The following is an 18,380-nucleotide window of genomic DNA, read 5'->3' on the forward strand; positions in this document are numbered from 1 at the left end:
CGCACCACTGAACTGCTCATTTATTCGCCTGATTGATTCGCAGAGCACACTCATAATTGCTCGCGCCTACAGCTATACTGGACAACATGTCGCAAACCAAAACCATTAGACTGCTCATCCTGCACGATTCTCGCTCCGAGGCTGAACGACTTATCAGCATGCTTCATAACGCCGGCCGCCCGGTTCGAGCTCAGCATGTCGACAACATTGAAGCGCTAACCAAACTATTACAGGAAAAAGTCTGGGACATGATGATTGGCCTTGATAAGGCCAGTAATTTGAAACCCATAGACGCTGTTCGCCAAATTCGCCGCCTAAGCAAAGATGTTCCCCTTATTTTGCTATCAGAAGAAGAGGGTTCTCAACCAATCGTAGAGGGCCTAAAAATCGGCGCCGTCGATGTTGTGCGGTTAGACGAAGATCAGCACCTTTTATTTGTCATTCAACGAGAATTTCAAAACCGAGAGGAGCGCGATTTACGCCGATTTGCCGAGCGCCGTCATAAAGAGATTGAGCGCCGTAATCAACAGCTACTTGACAGCTCACGCGATGCCATCGCCTTTATTCAGGACGGCATGTTCCTATATACGAATGATTCCTTTACTGAGCTGCTCGGCCACGAAAGTCGAGACGACCTTGAGTGCATGCCCGTAATCGACGTCATTCGCGCTCAAGATCAAGACAATGTAAAACGCTTCCTCAAAGAGTTCACCCTCAAAGGTAGCGACATCAACACCACCAAACTGGAGTTTTACGCAGTTACCGCAGACGAAGCCGAGCGGCCACTGAAAGTCGACGTACGCAAGTCCAGTTACGAAGAAGAGCTGTGTATACAATTCTTAATTCGCACTAACAACACCGATAGCGGGGAGCTTGAAGCGCAGCTGGAGCAAATTAAAAGCCAAGACCTAGCAACCGGCCTATTCAATAAAAGTTACCTGCTCGACTCCCTGCATACCGCGGTAGAGAACGCCGCTTCGAATATACATAACTCTGCACTGCTGAATATCGGCATCACTAACTTTACCGACATCGTCAAATCCAAACTGGGAGTTGCCTCCGGCGACATCGTATTAGGCACTATTGCTAACTACACCAAAGCTCAAGTAAAGAAAAACGATACTCTCTGCCGCTATGGTGAAGATTCGTTCATGCTGCTGGTGCCCAAGATTGACCCCGAGACTGCGCTCAAGCGAGCCAACGACCTGTGTAAACGGCTGAACGAAAATATTGTAGATGTCGATGGCTCTACCCTTCAGTTTACCTACCACATCGGCGTTTCACTCATAAACGAAACAACGGCCAACGCTGAAATACCGATTGAACAGGCACTCAAAGCTCTGGGCATGGTTCAGACCGAAACATCGGAAGAGTCCGTACGCATTTACGAGCCAGAAAGCAAAGAAGAACAGAAGCAAGATATTTCCAACATGGTGCAGCGGGCACTGGACACCGGCCGCTTCAAATTGCTGTACCAACCCATTCTCAGCTTACGCGGCTCCGACAAAGAGCACTACGAAGTGTTACTGCGTATGGTCGATGAAGAGGGCAAGGAAATATCACCTAATGACTTCCTAAGTACAGCATCCAAAATTGGCGCCACCACAAAAATTGACCGCTGGGTTATTTTGGAATCGATCAAAATTCTTTCCGAACACAGAAAAAGGGGTAACCAAACCCACTTGATGCTGAACTTAAGTAGAGAGTCTATGCTCGACTCAACACTGCCCCCATGGCTAGGGGTTGCCTTCAAAGCAGCCGACCTACCGCCCGACACCATAGTGTTTCAGCTCGGTGAAATCGATGTCAACGATCACCTTAACGTAGCTTCTACGTTTGCGGGTCAGATAACCAAAATTGGCTGCGGCCTCAGCATTTCTAGATTTGGCTGTGCCCTTAACCCCATGACCGCGCTGAAGCACTTCAAGTGCTCCCACGTAAAGGTCGATGGTTCCTTTACCCAGGAATTGCAAACCAATAACGAAGAAGCGGCCAACACCCTCAATGAACTGGTGAGCCAACTACATCAAGAAGACAAAATCACCATCGTGCCTTTTGTAGAAAACGCGAGCGTGCTGTCCAAACTCTGGCAATCCGGCGTGCATTATATTCAGGGCTATTACCTTCAAGGCCCAACGGATTCCATGGACTACGACTTCGATACGGAAAGCTAATTTACCCTGCGGGCGGAGCACTGCGCTTCTGGGACGGGCTTCGCCCAACCTGAATCTGGAGTGCTTCGCTGCAGCGCTGAACGTACTCCCGAATACTCGACGAAATCGACTCAACCTATTTCCCTATCACGAAAGCCCATCATATAAAGAATGGCATCAAGCCCCAAGGTGGATATCGACTGCTTGGCTTCGGCGCGAACCAGCGGCTTTGCTCTAAAGGCAATCCCGAGGCCTGCAATACTTAACATGGGCAAATCATTAGCGCCGTCACCTACGGCTACTACCTGTTTTAACGAAATGCCTTCCTGCTCAGCCAAGTCTTTCAACAATTGCGCTTTGCGAGCACCGTTGACAATCTCACCCTTAACATTACCGGTAACTTTGCCATCAACAACTTCCAATTCATTGGCATAAACGTAATCGATACCCAGCTTCTCTTTCAGATACAAACCAAAATAATTGAACCCACCGGAGAGAATTGCCGTTTTGTAGCCCAGCTTCTTTAATGTTGAAATGAGTCGCTCAGCACCTTCGGTAATGGGTAGCTGTTGAGCTATGCCCGCAAGCACAGATTCATCCAGGCCTTTGAGCAAAGCCATACGCTGTTCAAAGCTCTCGTTAAAATCCAACTCTCCGCGCATAGCCGCTTCGGTAATCGCAGACACCTGCTCACCAACGCCAGCCGCCTTAGCCAACTCATCAATCACTTCCGCTTCAATAAGCGTCGAATCCATGTCAAAACACACCAAACGGCGAGTACGGCGGAACATGCTGTCCTCTTGGAACGCGATATCCACATCCATCTCACTGGCCAGCTCAGCAAAATCTGCTCGTAGCTGGCCAATATCGCCTTTACCACGCGCTGAAAACTCAACACAGGCAATAGAATGGCTATCCGTATGGTCGAGCGGAACCCGCCCAGAAAGACGGCTGATGTTGTCGATGTTCAACCCATGCCTAGCCATAATTTTTGTCAACGATGCAATCTGACTGGCGGTTATATGGCGGGCGAGAAGCGTAACAATATGCCGGTCTTTACCCTGATGCGTAATCCAATCCTCGTAGCTGTCTCCCGCAATGGGCTGAAAGCGCACCTGCATGGACATCTCGTGCATACGATAGAGTATGTTTTTCACCACCGGTGAAGAGTCGCTACCATCGGGGATTTCAACCAACATGCCAAGCGACAGGTGATCGTGAATTACGGCCTGACCGATATCGAGCACATTACCATTGCCCTCCATCAGTATACGTGTGACCTCAGAGGTAACCCCAGGTCGATCGTGGCCAGAGATATTAATCAGAATGAGTTCTCGCACCTAACTTGCCTTTTTTAACTGCCAATTTCGGCGGCATTATATCGGATCAACACAAAAAATGATCGCCACCACTAAGAAACACTAACGCTTTGATTTTTGGAGATTTTTTCATTGCTCTCCAAGAAAAATGCCTCTAAGGTATTCGTTTATGTTCATGCTTGAGAGTGAGGTCTGTAGTTTGAAAATCCGCTTCCATGGCCTATCCCCACTCGCGGGTTGCCTGTTTGGGTTTATCAGCGGTGTGGCGCTGGTAAGCATGATCTGCCTCCCTCGACTTCAACAACTCAATGCCAACCACAACCAGAATTACGGTGACGCGCTCGCATCCATGGCGGCAAACCAGGCTATTGATGCTACGTTTAACCATGACCTGATTCGGCTTCAGGTCATTCTCCGTGACGTGATGGTAAACCCTGGCACTCGCCTAGCCACAATTCACGACGTGGAAAACAATCTACTCGTACAAGCCGGGGACTCACGAGCCCTGGATGAAATACCTCAAACTTTCACCGCAGCCATTGTACTGCACGATAGTATTGCGGGTTACGTATCGGTTACGCTAGACAAAACCCCCGCCATCAGCGGTGCGCTTGCGCTCTTTGCCCTTCTCACCATTCTCGCACTGCTACTGCTGCTCGGCTGGGAACTTCACAGAATTGGCTCATTCGAATTTCAGCGCAACGCGTCTACTTCGCCCCAGGACCAAGATAAACAGAACAACACAGAGCAAGAGCTGGCGCATGAAGAACTACCCAAGGTATATGGAATCATTCATATCAAAAATCTAGGCGTTTTAAAGCAACAACTTAACGGAGAGAGTTTTCGAAAAACGCTGGGGGAAGTAGAAGAAACCATCAGCGACGTATTAGCGCTGTACAACGGTGCGGAATACCAACTAGAGAACGACCAATTCCGACTCACCTTTTATGCTAATGATGCAACAAACGAAGCGCTATTTCGCGCCGCCTGCAGCGCTTGGCTTATTGTCGAACTCGCCAGCATCACCAACAATATACCGCTAGACCTCGCAGCGTTTGTGTCCGCCAATCATCTCGACCTAGCGCCCGCCAACCTGCCCATCGCAGGGTTGGTACTGGAGTCGCACGCCGCCAGTGACGATCTTATTCGCCGCCGCCTGCAATTTTTGGATGTTGGCGCCATGAATGGTCGCAAAGTGGTCTCCAGCTTTGAACAACCTTTTCAGTCACTGCTAGAAAAACAGCGTTCACAATTGGCACGACTGTATTAGCTAAAATTTTAGGGCACCGCTGATAACGAATGCTAGCCTTTGCGCAGTATGGTAACCCTTAGTGTAAGACGAACTGCGTAGCGGAAGGTTCGCTACCTTTCAAAGCAGCAGCCGTTCAAAGCAACAATAACGCTAGTAATGGCTGCTCCCTTAAGGGTTTTGCGTGTGATTCACGCGCAGCCATAATCAATCAATAAAGGTGCCCTTTAGTCTTGTCTTGAAAACTTCAGTACCCTAATTTTACCGGTGGTAACTCAACCATTACGCCTACTGCCCATAGCGTTTACCGCCACTGTTTAGGTACTCCACCTCTGCTTCGGTAGATGCTCTACCTAAAACATCATTCCGATGGGGAAATCGCCCAAACCGCTCAACAATAGCTTTGTGTTCTATTGCATAATTAAAGGAACCCTCAACAATTTTTCTATACGGGGCTTCGGCCAAGTTTGAGAGCTGCTCAAACGCCGCCACCCCTTGAGTTTGACGGCTCAGTGACTCAGCGTGCTGCAATGGCATATAAAGGAACACCCTCTGTATTGGGTGCAACGATTCCTGCAGCCCCCGCGCCTCCATAGAGTCCAACATCTGTAGCGCTAGCGCATCAAAAGAAAAAGCTTTCGCAGACTTACGGAAACAATTACGACTAAACTGGTCAAAGAGCACAATCATCGCTAGCGACTCTGCCGCTCCGAACGCAGATATCAACTCCGATGATTGCTCCATTTTTGCCGCCAAGGGTTCAAATAAATGTGCAAAACGCTCCCGGATCATTGCATCCAACTGCTCCCCACCGCTAAACCACCTTTTGGCGGCTTGAGGCAACATTTCTGGATTCGTTTCACACCCCTGGAACCAAAAGCTATTGATATCTGTATAAGCCATACTCAAACACCCAATCTTCAACTGCCTGTCATATTAAAGTCATCTCGAGCGCTTAACCTTCCGACCACAAAAGCAATTCTAGGCCAAGAAAGGCGTTACCAGCGGCACTCAAAAAAGTTTCAGCGGAAACCAGCTTACGATGATTAATGTTGAAAAAGCTATAACCAATAAATTCCCAACGTTCGCCAACCGGCCTGCGCTGCTACGTAAACCCACGTTAACACTGCTAAAAAAACTGATTTATGAAAATGAAATTAATGATTTTCTCCGAAGCCACACGCAGGATAAAGGCTTTAATTTTGTCGATCGAGTATTTGAATTTTTTAACTTTAACTACACTATAAGTTCAAAAGACAAAAGCCGTATTCCGGCATCAGGCGGTGTTGTTATCATTGCCAACCATCCCATTGGCTCCCTCGACGGGCTGGCCATGTTAAAACTAGTAAGTGAAGTGCGCGACGACGTTAAAATTGTTGCCAACGATATGCTGATGAATTTCGAAGCCCTGCATGAGCTGTTTATCCCCTTAGATAACATGACCGGCGGCGGCGCTAGACGCAGCTACAAACGTGTTATTCATGCACTAAAGCAAGACCAAGCCATCATTGTATTTCCAGCAGGCGAGGTATCCAGAGTGCGGCCAACGGGCGTAAGGGATACCCAGTGGCGGCCAGGTTTTTTACATTTTGCTCGAAAATCACAGTCTCCCATACTGCCTGTTCATATCCACGCGAAAAATTCGCTGCTTTTTTACGGTGCCTCGGCCATTTTCAAACCCCTCGGCACGGCCTTGCTCGCCCACGAGATGTTTAACAAACGTTCCAGCAGCATTCACTTTAGTGTTGGAGATCTAATTCCTTCGGAGTCTCTAAAAACAGACCAGCTTCTTGATCGCACACTGGTCAAGCGTATTAAAAAACACCTTTATAATATCGGCCATTCAAACACAAACACATTCTCAACCCAGAAAAAAATTGCTCGCGCCGAACCCATTGAAAAACTACACAAAGAACTACAGCAAGCAAAAAAAATCGGCGCCACGCGGGATAACAATGAAATCTATTTACTTGATTATCATCGTGATTCAGCGGTATTGAGAGAAGTTGGTAGGCTGCGCGAACTGACCTTTCGTGAAGTTGGAGAAGGCACAGGCCAAAAACGAGATACAGACAACTACGACCGCCACTATAAGCATTTGGTTTTGTGGAACGTCAAAAATCAGGAAATTGCTGGTTCTTATAGGCTTGGGGAAGGCCAATCTATTCTCGCCCGGCGAGGCATACAGGGCCTCTATACCAGCAGCCTATATCGATTCGAACCGGCAATGGAAAAATATTTTAACGAAGGCGTAGAACTAGGGAGAAGCTTTGTTGCACCACAATACTGGGGGAAGGCCTGTCTCGATTATTTATGGCAGGGCTTGGGCGCCTATCTGGCCCACAACCCTCAAATTCGATATCTAATAGGGCCTGTTAGCATGAGCGCAGAGTATCCCCGAGAACTGATGGATATGCTGGTCTACTTTTACCACCGCTACTATGCCTGCCCGGAACATTTAGCCAAGGCTAATCACCCCTACCTGCTCTCGACTGAAAGAATGGAGCAACTAGCAAATCATTTCGGTGAACACAACGCAGACGATGCTTTTGATTTTATGCAGCAGTACTTTGTACAAAAAGGACACAGGCTACCAGTACTATTCAAACAATATACCGCATTATTTGAACCCGGCGGATTTCAATCCATTGTATTCAGCCGCGACCCAAGCTTTGGCGACTGCCTAGATGGCCTTTGCATGGCCGATATTACCAAGCTCAAAATGAATAAACGCAAACGCTATATTGGTTTTTAACACCAATCAGCACATAAAGAGCCTCCAATTAAACCGCAGTAGCGCTCGCGGAAATCACCAGTGTGATCCACATCAGTAATAGCACTATTATTCCCAGCCAAAAAATCAGCATGCGGTGTATAACATTGTTGTACACCGCGTGAATGTAAGCGTGCACAATTCTCGCACCAACATAAACCCAACCCAAGGTAATCATCCAAAGCGTTTCCACCTGCAGAACAATGGCCAATACCGAAACCACATAAAACAGCACAGGAGTTTCAAACATATTGGATAAATGGCGGCCGCCGGCAAGAATTTGGGTAGGAATTTCAGCGTCTTTACATTGAAAAACACGGTAGTAACTTAAGCTTACCGTACGAGTACGTACGGATTTAAGCCGTAAAATAAATTGGCATACAATAAATAAAAACACAAAAGCGACTAACGCAAACATGGGATAAAGCATATCAATTCCTATTTTTGATGGCGTGCGTGCCGTTCTTTTGTTTCCAACTTATTTTTATCACTTTTTTTGAGTAGCACGTAAGTAGCCCCATAACTGCCGTGGCGTTTTTGCGCTGTATGAAACGCCAGAACTTCGTCAAATTGCGGTAACCAATGCGCGACACAGCTTTTTAGTAACGCGGGAGTTTCTCTTCCCTCGCCCTTGCCATGGGTAACAAGCGCACAACGCACATCGGTTTCACGGCAATCTTGAATAAACTGAAAAACACTTTTACGTGCCAGCTCTACCGTCAGCCGGTGCAAATCTAGGCGAGCGTCGAGTGCGTACTTGCCCAAACGAAGATTTTTAAATACGCCATGCTGAACACCAGGGCGCTGATAGCTGAGCACAGCAAGCGGGTCAACGCGCTCAACGGGTACGGAAAGCGGGTCTTGTTTAGGTTCAGACAACGATTGTGCCGCCAGCCGTCGCTTTTCCTTATCGACATCGCCATCTTTTAAGGCGTCTAAGCTGACCCGCTTTGGCGTTGTTATGGGCTGCACATCGTCGCCTAGCAGGCTACCGAAATCGTTATCGTCTGTCATATCGCCACTTACTGAACTATTCGATAGCAGGGAATATAATGAGTGGTTGGAATTTTCATTCGCTTTTGACTAACAAAGGAACGAAGTAATGCATCAAGTGGCGCAATAATCTCGGCATCCCCATGAATTTCATAGGGGCCTTTTTCCGCAACGGCTTTAATACCATGCTCTTTTACATTGCCGTCAACAATACCGGAAAATGCCCGCCGTAAATTGGAGGCCAATTCATTTACTGGCTGCTGCTTATGTAATTTTAACGCTGCCATAGCCTCGTGGGTTGGCCGAAAGGGTTCTTGGAAATCCTGCTCTATTTTTATGACCCAATTAAAGTAGTAGGCGTCGTGAGTAAGCTGGCGATAAGCTGTTACCTCAGCCATGCCCAAACGCATTTTTCGCGCAACTTCAACAGGGTCACCCAACACTATGTCGTAGCGCTGCTGCGCTTCGCTACCCAACGCTGCGCCAATGAAATTATCGATTTGATTAAAATAATCAGCAGATGAGTCCGGTCCAGAAAAAATCAGCGGAAACGGCAAGCGCTTATTTTCCGGGTGAAGCAGAATACCGAGGATATACAAAATTTCTTCTGCCGTACCTACGCCGCCAGGAAATACCACTATACCGTGACCAGTACGCACAAAGGCTTCCAAACGTTTTTCTATGTCTGGCATGATCACCAGCTCATTAACTATGGGGTTCGGCGCCTCTGCGGCAATAATACCCGGTTCAGTAATGCCAATATACCGACCCGTTAAGCGTTGCTTCGCATGCCCAAAGGTTGCTCCCTTCATAGGCCCTTTCATGGCGCCCGGACCACAGCCCGTACAAATATCCATACCGCGCAGGCCTAGCTGGTAACCCACTTCCTTTGCGTAATCGTATTCTTCTTCACCAATGGCGTGGCCGCCCCAGCAAACAATTATATTGGGGGGAGTATTGGTATGCAGTAACTCGGAGTTTCTCAGTATGTGGAAAACACCATTGGTGATGCCTTCCGAAGAAGAAAAATCGGTATCGCAATTTTCCAGCAGCTCGTTATTAACGTAAATAATATCGCGCAACGCCGAAAACAAGTGCTCTTTAATACCCTGAATCATTTCACCATCAACAAACGCATTAGCCGGCGCATTTTCGATACGCAGCTTTATACCTCGCTCTTGCTGAACAACATCCACGGAAAAGTCCGAGAAGGTATCCAGCACCTCCTTGGTATTATCCGTTTCCGAACCCGTATTTAATGCCGCCAATGCACAGCGACGAAAAGTTTCGTAAACATCGACGTTACTGCGATCAATAAGACCCGCAACCTCCTGTTGCGACAGTACATTAAGGGTATTATCAGGTGAAACTAATACCGAATTTTTTTCTTCGGACATGCGAGCACTCACTTTATTTCTACTTTCGGTGGAATTGATTAATGGACATGCCCGTGATCAATCTCTTCTTCGGTTGCCTCACGAACAGACTCAACGGCTACGTCAAACTTTAATACCTGCCCAGCTAGTTCGTGATTACCGTCAATGGTAATGCCATCATCAGCCACTTCTTTTACCACTACATACTGTGCATCGCCCTCGGGGGATTGCGCTTGAAACTCCATACCCACGTCTATTTTTTCAATGCCGGAGAAGGCTTCACGCGGGAGTGTTTGAATCAGCTCCTCTGCAAACTCGCCATAACCATCGGCGGGCTGAACAACCACTTGCTTTTTATCACCCTCAACACAGCCTTCCAGCTCACGCTCCAATCCCGGAATAATGTTACCGGCACCAGCCAAATAGGTCAGCGGCTCACCGCCATCAGAGGAGTCGATAACCTCACCGTCCTCACCTGTTAGGGTGTAATGAATCGATACCACACAGTTATTTTGAATTTTCAAAGGGGCTCCTGTTACGCAGAACGCGCTCGATTAAAGAAAACAGCAGTTTAACATGCTCCGGCGAGAACGCATCGCGCCTAAATATGAAGCCGCAAAAAAAAACCCCGGCTCAACGCCGGGGCTTCCACGAAACACTAGAGAGGAACGACTAAGCTTCCCGATTACCAATCAGTTCATCAACAACGGTTGGATCTGCCAAGGTGGAAGTATCACCCAGCGCGTCTACCTCATTAGCGGCGATTTTACGTAAAATTCGGCGCATAATCTTACCTGAGCGGGTCTTCGGCAGCCCCGGCGCCCACTGGATAATATCGGGTTTAGCAATTGGACCAATCTCTTTTACACACAGACCCACAAGCTCTTTCTTCAGCTGGTCACTGGGTTCTTCGCCACTCATCAACGTGACGTAGGCATAGATACCCTGGCCCTTAATATCATGCGGATAGCCAACCACTGCAGCTTCGGCCACTAGATCGTGCAGAACAAGTGCGCTCTCGACCTCAGCCGTGCCCATGCGATGACCCGACACGTTGATTACGTCATCGACACGGCCCGTAATCCAGTAATAGCCATCGCTATCTCGTCGTGCTCCATCACCGGTAAAATAGTAACCGGGGAAGGTCGAAAAGTAGGTTTGGATAAGGCGGTCATGATCGCCGTATACCGTACGAATCTGGCTTGGCCACGAAGACTTGATCACTAAGCTCCCCTCGCCAACACCGTCTATCTCTTTGCCTTCGGCATCGAGCAGCGCCGGCTCCACCCCGAAGAAGGGCAGTGTTGCAGAACCCGGCTTAAGCGCTATCGCACCCGGTAGCGGCGTAAGCATGTGCGCACCTGTTTCGGTTTGCCACCAGGTATCAACTATAGGACAACGCGCTTCACCCACTACGTTGTAGTACCACTCCCAGGCCTCTGGGTTAATGGGCTCGCCGACGGTTCCTAAAATACGTAATGATGCGCGCGAAGTGCTCGTTACAAAGTCATTTCCCTGTCCCATGAGCGCACGAATAGCGGTTGGTGCCGTATAGAAGCTGGCAACATTATGCTTATCACACACTTCCCAACACCTTGCCGCCGTAGGGTAGGTTGGTACACCTTCAAACATCAAGGTAGTGGCGCCGTTTGCCAGGGGTCCGTAGACAATATAAGAATGCCCCGTTACCCATCCAACATCCGCCGTGCACCAATAGACTTCGCCTTCCTGATAATCGAATACATACTTATGGGTCATAGCCACCTGCAGCAAGTAACCACCGCTAGTATGCAATACTCCCTTGGGTTTACCGGTAGAGCCGGAGGTATACAAAATAAACAAAGGGTCTTCCGCATCCATTGGCTCTGCAGGACAGTCCGCCGATACCTCCTGCTCCATTTCGTGATACCAAACATCCCGTTCTTTGTTCCATGCAACGTCACCGCCTGTGCGCTTGACCACTAATACCGTATCAACACTAGGGCATTGAGCCACAGCGGTATCGGCGTTGGCTTTAAGCGGCACTGCGCGCCCCCCCCGCACACCCTCGTCGGAGGTAATCACAACCTTACAATCGGAATTCTGTATTCTATCTTTCAGCGCCTCTGGCGAGAAACCGCCAAAGACTATGGAGTGAACCGCGCCAATACGTGCACAAGCGAGCATGGAATAAGCGGCTTCGGGGATCATCGGCAAGTAGATACACACACGGTCGCCTTTTTTCACACCGCGCTTTTTAAGAATATTGGCTAACCGGCAAACCTTCTCGTGCAGTTCTTTATAGGTAATTTTGAGGTCATTACTGGGGTCGTCCCCCTCCCAAATAATAGCGACCTGATCGCCCCGAGTGCTCAGATGGCGATCAATGCAGTTAGCGCTTACATTTAGCTTACCGTCCTTGAACCAAGTGGCTTGACCTTTATGGAAGTCAAACTCACGCACACTGGTCCATTTTTTGTCCCAACTGAGAAACGTTTCTGCCTGCTGTCCCCAAAAGGTTTCCGGGTCGTCAACAGACTGCGCATACATCTCATGGTAATTTTCTTTGGTAATATGTGCAGAAGCGGCGATTGCCTCGGGTACGGGATAGACATTATCTGACATGTTTCAACTCCAATAAATTAAATGGAGGAACCACTGATATACAGGTTCCTTGCCTGGCAGCAGAAAACCACAAACATGCTTTGCATCGATACACGGTCACAAAGCATTTTGTGAAAGAATCATAACGTGGATACAGACTAGCAAACACAAACACCACAGGGGAATTCGACTTTGGTTGAGGTGGGACAATTTTTATCCTAAAGGCCCAGAAACTGCCAACGAATTCAAATAAACAAGGCCTATTGCGACCTAAAACCCCATCACTGCGTGAGCCACGAGCAAGACCAAAAGCAATTGATAGAGGTGCCCTAAAGAAAGGGAAACCAAAACGCTGAAAATAAGCGTCGAATGCTCAAGGGAACCCAGAAAAACCCACGCTATCCACCTCGGTCTTGGGTATGCTAACCGATGGCGTATACATTTAAGCTTTTGCTCGACGAAAGCCTTCTCGACGTTATCCCTACACTATGCGATTAAGTGATTTGAACAGGGATCGTGTTAGCCGTGCGCTCAACGGTATTATCCTGATTCAGGTATACCAGCTTCGGTTTGTAGTGCTCCGCTTCTGACTCATCCATTTGACCATAGGCCGCTATTATTATTCGGTCTCCCACCTGCACGCGGCGGGCTGCTGCGCCATTCATAGAGATGGTTTTAGAACCGGCTTCCGCCAGTATTACATAAGTAGAAAAACGCTCGCCGTTATCCACATTATAGATATCAATACGCTCAAACTCATGCAGGCCAGCCAACTTGACCAAATCAGCATCAATAGCGCAGGAACCGTCATACCAAAGTTCCGCCTGAGTTACGCAGGCCATGTGCAACTTACCTTTCAACAACGTAATTTGCATGCTCTTACCTCTATTCTTGCGCGCTTCCCAGCTTGAGGGAAACGTTATCGATCAATCTTGCGCCCTGGGTATACATAGCCCCAAGTACCGTTATTTCACAATCGTCACTAGCGGCAGACTCTAGTGTCCTACTGTTGCAAACAATCAGGTAGTCCGGCTTAAAGCCCGCCTGTATTATTTGTGTTTTTGCTGCAGCTTCCAACTTAAGGAAGTCGCGCTCACCGCTCAGAACCTGCTGTTTAACCCAACACAATGACTGGTTAAGCTGATTGGCTCTGGGACGCTCCTGCGGGGTAATAAAACCGTTACGGGAACTCATAGCTAGCCCATCAGGCTCTCTTACAATATCCCCGGCGACGACGTTTACTGGAATACATAAGTCTTCCACCATGCGCCGTATTATAGCGAGTTGCTGATAGTCCTTAACACCGAATACCGCGATATCCGGTTGCACGATGTTAAATAGCTTAGTGACCACGGTGGTCACCCCTTCAAAGTGCCCCGGACGGCTAGCGCCACAGAGTACATTGGCCATAGAGGGTACAATTACCCGCGTTTGCTCATCCATGCCGTTGGGATAAACCTCACCCTCCTCCGGACAAAACAGGTAATTACAGCCCATTTCTCGCAATTTTTGGCTGTCTGCCTCTAATGTACGCGGATACTTATCCCAATCTTCATTCAAACCAAACTGCAGCCGATTAACGAAGATGCTAACAACGACCAAATCGCACATACCCTGAGCCTGCTTTACCAGCGCCAGATGCGCTTCGTGCAAATTCCCCATGGTAGGCACAAAACCTACGGTTTTACCCGCCATACGGGCCTCGCCCAAGGTTTTTCTCACGCTCGAAATGTGATGAAAGATTTCCATATGAAAAAGTGTAGCGTCAGTTAGAGGGGCCGCGATGATAACGCTGCCGTCTGCTGGCAACAACCATGTACAAATTCCCTAGCCTTGGGAGAAGTACTCCGGGGCGAGGTTATCAAAACGGGTAAATTTCCCAAGAAACGCCGCGCGGCAAGTACCAATCTCACCGTTACGCTGCTTGCCGATAATCAGTTCGGCCAAACCTTTATCGTTACTCTCTTCGTTGTAGTACTCGTCGCGATAAATAAACAAGATAACGTCCGCATCCTGCTCAATGGCGCCCGATTCCCTCAAATCCGAGTTCATTGGCCGCTTGTTAGGGCGCTGCTCGACACCGCGATTAAGCTGCGACAGCGCAATTACCGGGCAGTCGTACTCTTTAGCTAACGCTTTAAGCGAGCGAGAAATCTCAGAAATCTCCTGGGTTCGCCCCTCAGTAAAGCCCGCAACCTGCATTAACTGCAGGTAATCGATCATAATCAAGCCAGGCTCACCGTGTTCGCGAACAATGCGCCGAGTACGAGCGCGAACTTCGTTGGGGCTCAACCCAGCCGTGTCATCGATAAACAGTTTTTTGTCTTTCATTCGCCCAAATGCAGCCTGCAATTTAGGCCAGTCCTCATCCGTTAATTTACCATTACGCAGGTTGCCTTGATCAATTCGGCCTACCGAAGAGAGCATACGCATTACCAGTGAATCTGAGGGCATTTCTAGGCTGAATACCAATACTGGCTTATTTTGGCTAAAAATCGCCGACTCTACAAAGTTCAGCGCCAGTGCGGTTTTACCCATTGAGGGGCGCGCGGCCAGAATAATAAGCTCACCGTTTTGCCAGCCAGACGTTTTCTCGTCTAGCTCGGCCAAACCGGAAGTAAGGCCGGTGATGTCACTATCAGAATGAAAAAGCTCATCAATTTTGTCGGCGGTTTTCTTCAGCAGTGGGTTTATATCAACAAAGCCACCATCCTTTGGCCGCTCTTCTGAAATCTCCAACACTTTACGCTCAGCGAGCTGCAGTAAATCATCGGACGCAAGCCCCGCCGGGTTATAGCTAGCTCGGCTGATCTCCGTAGCCGCAGAGATCAATTGCCGCAGAGTGGAGCGCTCGCGAACAATGCGTGCATACGCCACCACGTTGGCACTACTGGGAACATTGGTTGCGAGATCAGTCAGGTATTCAAAGCCGCCGGAGCTTTCTAGCTCGTCGGTTTGCGATAGGAATTCGGAAAGGGTAATAACATCGATGGGCTGCTCTTTTTCAACCAGCACCACCATAGCGCGAAAAATATTACAGTGTGCCGCTTTGAAAAAATCCTGCTCGGACAGCACTTCCGTAACGGCGTCAAAGTGACCGGCATCTTGCATCAGGCCACCCAGCACCGACTGCTCGGCTTCAACCGAGTGCGGCATTGAAGAGCCTTCCTGTGCTTGCGCAGCAGCAGAAAAGGCGGTCAGATCGGCATTGGGCCGGGCTTCCATTTCAGACATATTCTAAGCAAGATAAAAGTAGAAAAAACAGTAAGTTAGAAGCGAAAAAAAGCGCAGCCGAGCACCGAACATATTCGGCCTCGAACTACGCTTGTACTCTATCCTTTTACCGGCCCTACGGCCAGCAAAGTATTACTCGGAAGTAACAACCAGCTTAAGAACGAATGTCACGTCTACGTACAACTGAATATCCACGTCGAACTCACCTACTTCACGTAGGGCGCCCTGCGGCAGCTTCACTTCAGACTTGCTAACCTCAACGCCTGCGGCGGTTATAGCGTCGGCTATATCACGCGCACCAATCGAACCAAACAGCTTACCTTCATCACCCGCTTTTGCAGTGATAGTAATGCTGCCTTGTTCTTCTAACAGCTTGGCACGGCCTTCGGCAGCGGTCTTGCGGTCTGAAGCAGCGGCTTCTAATTCGGCGCGACGCGCCTCAAAATCAGCAACGTTTTTAACACTGGCAGAAATTGCCTTGCCGTGTGGTACCAAGTAGTTACGACCGTAGCCAGCCTTAACCTTTACCTTGTCACCAACGGTACCTAATTTACCTACTTTTTCGAGCAGAATAACTTCCATCTCGTTTTCCTCTAGTTTTTTTGCAACAACATTCACTGCTGCATCAAATTAAACCTTTTTCTGTAATCGATCCAAACGTCGGTCAGGCCCAGTACAATCACAGCAAACCAAATCGGCGGGAACAACAAGGTGATATAAACAATCACCAATGGCCCAACGCCCCAATTTTTTTTGTTTGCTATCCAATGGAAAAGCCCTAGCCCTGCTACCAGAAGCGGCAATACCACCAGCCCTTGCCATACAACATAGCTTTCGCCGCGCCATTCACAAAAGGCAAATGCAACCACACAGGCTGATGCCAACACCGGCGGCAAACGCAAACCCTGCAGCTCTTCTTTAAAGCCTCCCGGGTTAAACAACATCGCTTGCCACCAACGCGCGATTAGCATTCCAAATAGCGCGCAAAATGCGATAGGCAAAGCCATTGCACCGCCAACCATTTGTTCTGTCATACCGCTAAAAAGCTTCTCTAGCTCTTCCCGACCCTCTTGCGGTTGCGCCTCAAGCACAAGCTTTAACTGCTCTTGCACAATTACACTAGGATCAAACCCTATAACCGAGGGCACCAGCACCGCTAAAATACAAAGAGCCACAAGTGCGGCCAATGCAGCTGGCCAAGAGCCGGTTTGCCTTAACACTAGGGCGATTAAACTAACAACAAAAATCGCACCCAGATTCACATATAAGGCAAGCGCATCAACACCCAACAAGGCCGCTAACGCAGCGCCAGTTGCAACAGGGCCCAAAGTTACAATGGCCCCTTGTTGCCAGCCCTTTCTCAACGTTACCAAACCAATCGTTGGCAATGTAAGAAGGATAAATAGCGGGGACAGTACCCCCAGCGAAGCTATCACAATGGCTTGAATGCGCCCGCGCATTACAAATTCAGCAAGCCTGCGCATCATAGGTTGTGCAGCCCGATCAGTTTATTCGATTACTCGTGTGAATCAGTGTATGGCAACAAAGCCAAGTAGCGGGCACGCTTAACAGCAGTGGCCAGCTGACGCTGATACTTAGCTTTTGTTCCCGTAATTCGGCTGGGAACAATTTTTCCTGTTTCGGAAACGTAAGCCTTTAAAGTATCCAGGTCTTTATAGTCGATTTGCTTCACGCCTTCGGCGGTGAAACGGCAAAATTTACGGCGACGGAAAAAACGAGCCATGATTAGTTCTCCTCTCCCTTAGTTTCTGCATCAGCAGCTTTTTCAGCTACCTCTTCAGCAACGGTTTCAGTAGCCGCCGGAGCTTCTTCTACCTTCTCGGTAGTTTCAGGTACGACAGTCGCTTCAGCTGCACGACGTTCCGCGCGGTTCTTGCGCTCGCGATTCTCTTTTTCAGCTTTCTGGATAGGAGATTCTTCAGTTACAGCTTCGTCGCAACGGATAACCATATTACGCAATACAGCATCGTTGTAACGGAAGTTGGTGGTGAGCTCTTCTAGGGCAGCATCGGTACATTCAACATTCATCAAAACATAGTGAGCTTTGTGAATTTTGTTGATGGAGTAAGCCAATTGACGGCGACCCCAATCTTCGAGCCGATGCACACTGCCACCGCTGTCTTTAACGGTTGCCGTGTAGCGCTCGATCATGCCGGGCACCTGTTCACTCTGGTCAGGGTGGACCAGAAACACAATTTCGTAATGACGCATTCTTGCTCCTTACGGGTTAGTAGCTTCCCAGCAGCCATACTGCTGGTAAAACAAGGAGTATCGCCTGAGTGTCGATTTTCCGTACTCTCAAGCGGGTTTGGGGCGGCGGATTTTACATAAGACCAAGTCCATTTACAAGGTAAATAGACTTTACTAGACACGCCGAAACTTAAGAGGCCTCGGGCTTATTACTGCTTGAATTATCCCTTGGTGCCATCAGCCACCGCTGATTGTTTTTTATTTAGAGACCCAGAAGCCCTCTCTATCTCATTGAAAAGCAAGCCTTTTTAATGCGGCATAGCAAATGCACACTCACTGCACCGGTGAGCATATCAAAACCCATTCCGCTCGCGCTTTTAGCTTTGGGGCTTCTCGGAATAGCCATTCGCTGTAAGCACACTCAACCTTCATGACGACCAATACAACCCCATGAACCGCTGGCAAACCGCCCAGACTATACCCACCCCA

The 18,380-nt window shown here is 48.7% G+C and carries 17 protein-coding genes; 3 read left to right on the top strand and 14 right to left on the bottom strand.

Annotation, left to right across the window (positions count from 1 at the left end):
- Positions 1 to 86: 86 nt before the first annotated feature.
- Positions 87 to 2,174, top strand: coding sequence for a GGDEF/EAL domain-containing response regulator (locus H5336_RS06450; RefSeq protein ID WP_185232514.1), 2,088 nt, complete (start codon positions 87 to 89; stop codon positions 2,172 to 2,174).
- A gap of 110 nt (positions 2,175 to 2,284) precedes the next feature.
- On the opposite strand, the gene serB is transcribed toward H5336_RS06450, so the two are convergent.
- Positions 2,285 to 3,493, bottom strand: coding sequence for a phosphoserine phosphatase SerB (serB, locus tag H5336_RS06455; protein WP_185232516.1), 1,209 nt, complete (start codon positions 3,491 to 3,493; stop codon positions 2,285 to 2,287).
- 148 nt (positions 3,494 to 3,641) lie between these two features.
- Here serB and H5336_RS06460 point away from each other — a divergent pair, with 148 nt between their 5' ends.
- Positions 3,642 to 4,742 carry a hypothetical protein gene (locus H5336_RS06460; RefSeq protein WP_185232519.1) on the top strand — a complete coding sequence of 367 codons (1,101 nt, stop codon included), beginning with the start codon at positions 3,642 to 3,644 and terminating at the stop codon, positions 4,740 to 4,742.
- A 267-nt stretch (positions 4,743 to 5,009) separates the two neighbouring features.
- Here H5336_RS06460 and H5336_RS06465 read toward each other — a convergent pair whose 3' ends face one another.
- Positions 5,010 to 5,624, bottom strand: coding sequence for a DUF924 family protein (locus tag H5336_RS06465; protein WP_185232521.1), 615 nt, complete (start codon positions 5,622 to 5,624; stop codon positions 5,010 to 5,012).
- A 139-nt stretch (positions 5,625 to 5,763) separates the two neighbouring features.
- Here H5336_RS06465 and olsF point away from each other — a divergent pair, with 139 nt between their 5' ends.
- Positions 5,764 to 7,476 (top strand): bifunctional ornithine lipid synthase OlsF, encoded by a 1,713-nt coding sequence (olsF, locus tag H5336_RS06470; protein WP_185232523.1) that lies wholly within the window; start codon positions 5,764 to 5,766, stop codon positions 7,474 to 7,476.
- 28 nt (positions 7,477 to 7,504) lie between these two features.
- Here olsF and H5336_RS06475 read toward each other — a convergent pair whose 3' ends face one another.
- From H5336_RS06475 to rpsF, 12 genes are all read right to left on the bottom strand, one after another.
- Positions 7,505 to 7,924 (bottom strand): MAPEG family protein, encoded by a 420-nt coding sequence (locus H5336_RS06475; protein WP_185232525.1) that lies wholly within the window; start codon positions 7,922 to 7,924, stop codon positions 7,505 to 7,507.
- Positions 7,925 to 7,932: 8 nt separating this feature from the next.
- Complete coding sequence (smrA, locus tag H5336_RS06480; RefSeq protein ID WP_185232527.1) at positions 7,933 to 8,508, bottom strand: DNA endonuclease SmrA; 576 nt, start codon at positions 8,506 to 8,508, stop codon at positions 7,933 to 7,935.
- A gap of 8 nt (positions 8,509 to 8,516) precedes the next feature.
- Complete coding sequence (gene ppnN, locus H5336_RS06485) at positions 8,517 to 9,884, bottom strand: nucleotide 5'-monophosphate nucleosidase PpnN (RefSeq protein ID WP_185232529.1); 1,368 nt, start codon at positions 9,882 to 9,884, stop codon at positions 8,517 to 8,519.
- A gap of 38 nt (positions 9,885 to 9,922) precedes the next feature.
- Positions 9,923 to 10,387: an FKBP-type peptidyl-prolyl cis-trans isomerase gene (locus H5336_RS06490; RefSeq protein ID WP_185232531.1), complete on the bottom strand. Its 465-nt coding sequence runs from the start codon at positions 10,385 to 10,387 to the stop codon at positions 9,923 to 9,925.
- A gap of 148 nt (positions 10,388 to 10,535) precedes the next feature.
- A complete protein-coding gene (acs, locus tag H5336_RS06495) occupies positions 10,536 to 12,467 on the bottom strand; it encodes an acetate--CoA ligase (protein ID WP_185232533.1) in 1,932 nt (643 codons plus the stop codon).
- Positions 12,468 to 12,940: 473 nt separating this feature from the next.
- Positions 12,941 to 13,321 carry an aspartate 1-decarboxylase gene (panD, locus tag H5336_RS06500; protein ID WP_185232535.1) on the bottom strand — a complete coding sequence of 127 codons (381 nt, stop codon included), beginning with the start codon at positions 13,319 to 13,321 and terminating at the stop codon, positions 12,941 to 12,943.
- 10 nt (positions 13,322 to 13,331) lie between these two features.
- On the bottom strand, positions 13,332 to 14,195 hold the full coding sequence (gene panC, locus H5336_RS06505; protein ID WP_185235662.1) for a pantoate--beta-alanine ligase: 864 nt from the start codon (positions 14,193 to 14,195) through the stop codon (positions 13,332 to 13,334).
- 78 nt (positions 14,196 to 14,273) lie between these two features.
- Positions 14,274 to 15,602 (bottom strand): replicative DNA helicase, encoded by a 1,329-nt coding sequence (dnaB, locus tag H5336_RS06510; protein ID WP_376766539.1) that lies wholly within the window; start codon positions 15,600 to 15,602, stop codon positions 14,274 to 14,276.
- Between the two features lie 210 nt (positions 15,603 to 15,812).
- The gene (rplI, locus tag H5336_RS06515; protein ID WP_185232539.1) at positions 15,813 to 16,262 is read right to left on the bottom strand and encodes a 50S ribosomal protein L9; all 450 of its coding nucleotides are present in this window, start codon (positions 16,260 to 16,262) and stop codon (positions 15,813 to 15,815) included.
- A gap of 32 nt (positions 16,263 to 16,294) precedes the next feature.
- Positions 16,295 to 17,167 carry a hypothetical protein gene (locus H5336_RS06520; protein WP_185232541.1) on the bottom strand — a complete coding sequence of 291 codons (873 nt, stop codon included), beginning with the start codon at positions 17,165 to 17,167 and terminating at the stop codon, positions 16,295 to 16,297.
- Between the two features lie 29 nt (positions 17,168 to 17,196).
- Positions 17,197 to 17,424 (bottom strand): 30S ribosomal protein S18, encoded by a 228-nt coding sequence (gene rpsR, locus H5336_RS06525; protein WP_160968094.1) that lies wholly within the window; start codon positions 17,422 to 17,424, stop codon positions 17,197 to 17,199.
- A gap of 2 nt (positions 17,425 to 17,426) precedes the next feature.
- Positions 17,427 to 17,912, bottom strand: coding sequence for a 30S ribosomal protein S6 (gene rpsF, locus H5336_RS06530; protein ID WP_185232543.1), 486 nt, complete (start codon positions 17,910 to 17,912; stop codon positions 17,427 to 17,429).
- Between the last annotated feature and the right edge of the window lie 468 nt (positions 17,913 to 18,380).

Origin of the sequence: Teredinibacter franksiae (assembly GCF_014218805.1) — a bacterium.
GTDB lineage: Bacteria > Pseudomonadota > Gammaproteobacteria > Pseudomonadales > Cellvibrionaceae > Teredinibacter > Teredinibacter franksiae.

Coding starts and splice junctions, on each gene's coding strand:
- panD (WP_185232535.1), bottom strand. CDS start 13,321: ATGCAAATTACGTTGTTGAAAGGTAAGTTGCACATGGCCTGCGTAACT.
- H5336_RS06460 (WP_185232519.1), top strand. CDS start 3,642: ATGTTCATGCTTGAGAGTGAGGTCTGTAGTTTGAAAATCCGCTTCCAT.
- H5336_RS06520 (WP_185232541.1), bottom strand. CDS start 17,167: ATGATGCGCAGGCTTGCTGAATTTGTAATGCGCGGGCGCATTCAAGCC.
- H5336_RS06450 (WP_185232514.1), top strand. CDS start 87: ATGTCGCAAACCAAAACCATTAGACTGCTCATCCTGCACGATTCTCGC.
- dnaB (WP_376766539.1), bottom strand. CDS start 15,602: ATGCCGCACTCGGTTGAAGCCGAGCAGTCGGTGCTGGGTGGCCTGATG.
- H5336_RS06475 (WP_185232525.1), bottom strand. CDS start 7,924: ATGCTTTATCCCATGTTTGCGTTAGTCGCTTTTGTGTTTTTATTTATT.
- rpsF (WP_185232543.1), bottom strand. CDS start 17,912: ATGCGTCATTACGAAATTGTGTTTCTGGTCCACCCTGACCAGAGTGAA.
- H5336_RS06465 (WP_185232521.1), bottom strand. CDS start 5,624: ATGGCTTATACAGATATCAATAGCTTTTGGTTCCAGGGGTGTGAAACG.
- rpsR (WP_160968094.1), bottom strand. CDS start 17,424: ATGGCTCGTTTTTTCCGTCGCCGTAAATTTTGCCGTTTCACCGCCGAA.
- smrA (WP_185232527.1), bottom strand. CDS start 8,508: ATGACAGACGATAACGATTTCGGTAGCCTGCTAGGCGACGATGTGCAG.
- olsF (WP_185232523.1), top strand. CDS start 5,764: ATGATTAATGTTGAAAAAGCTATAACCAATAAATTCCCAACGTTCGCC.
- ppnN (WP_185232529.1), bottom strand. CDS start 9,884: ATGTCCGAAGAAAAAAATTCGGTATTAGTTTCACCTGATAATACCCTT.
- panC (WP_185235662.1), bottom strand. CDS start 14,195: ATGGAAATCTTTCATCACATTTCGAGCGTGAGAAAAACCTTGGGCGAG.
- acs (WP_185232533.1), bottom strand. CDS start 12,467: ATGTCAGATAATGTCTATCCCGTACCCGAGGCAATCGCCGCTTCTGCA.
- rplI (WP_185232539.1), bottom strand. CDS start 16,262: ATGGAAGTTATTCTGCTCGAAAAAGTAGGTAAATTAGGTACCGTTGGT.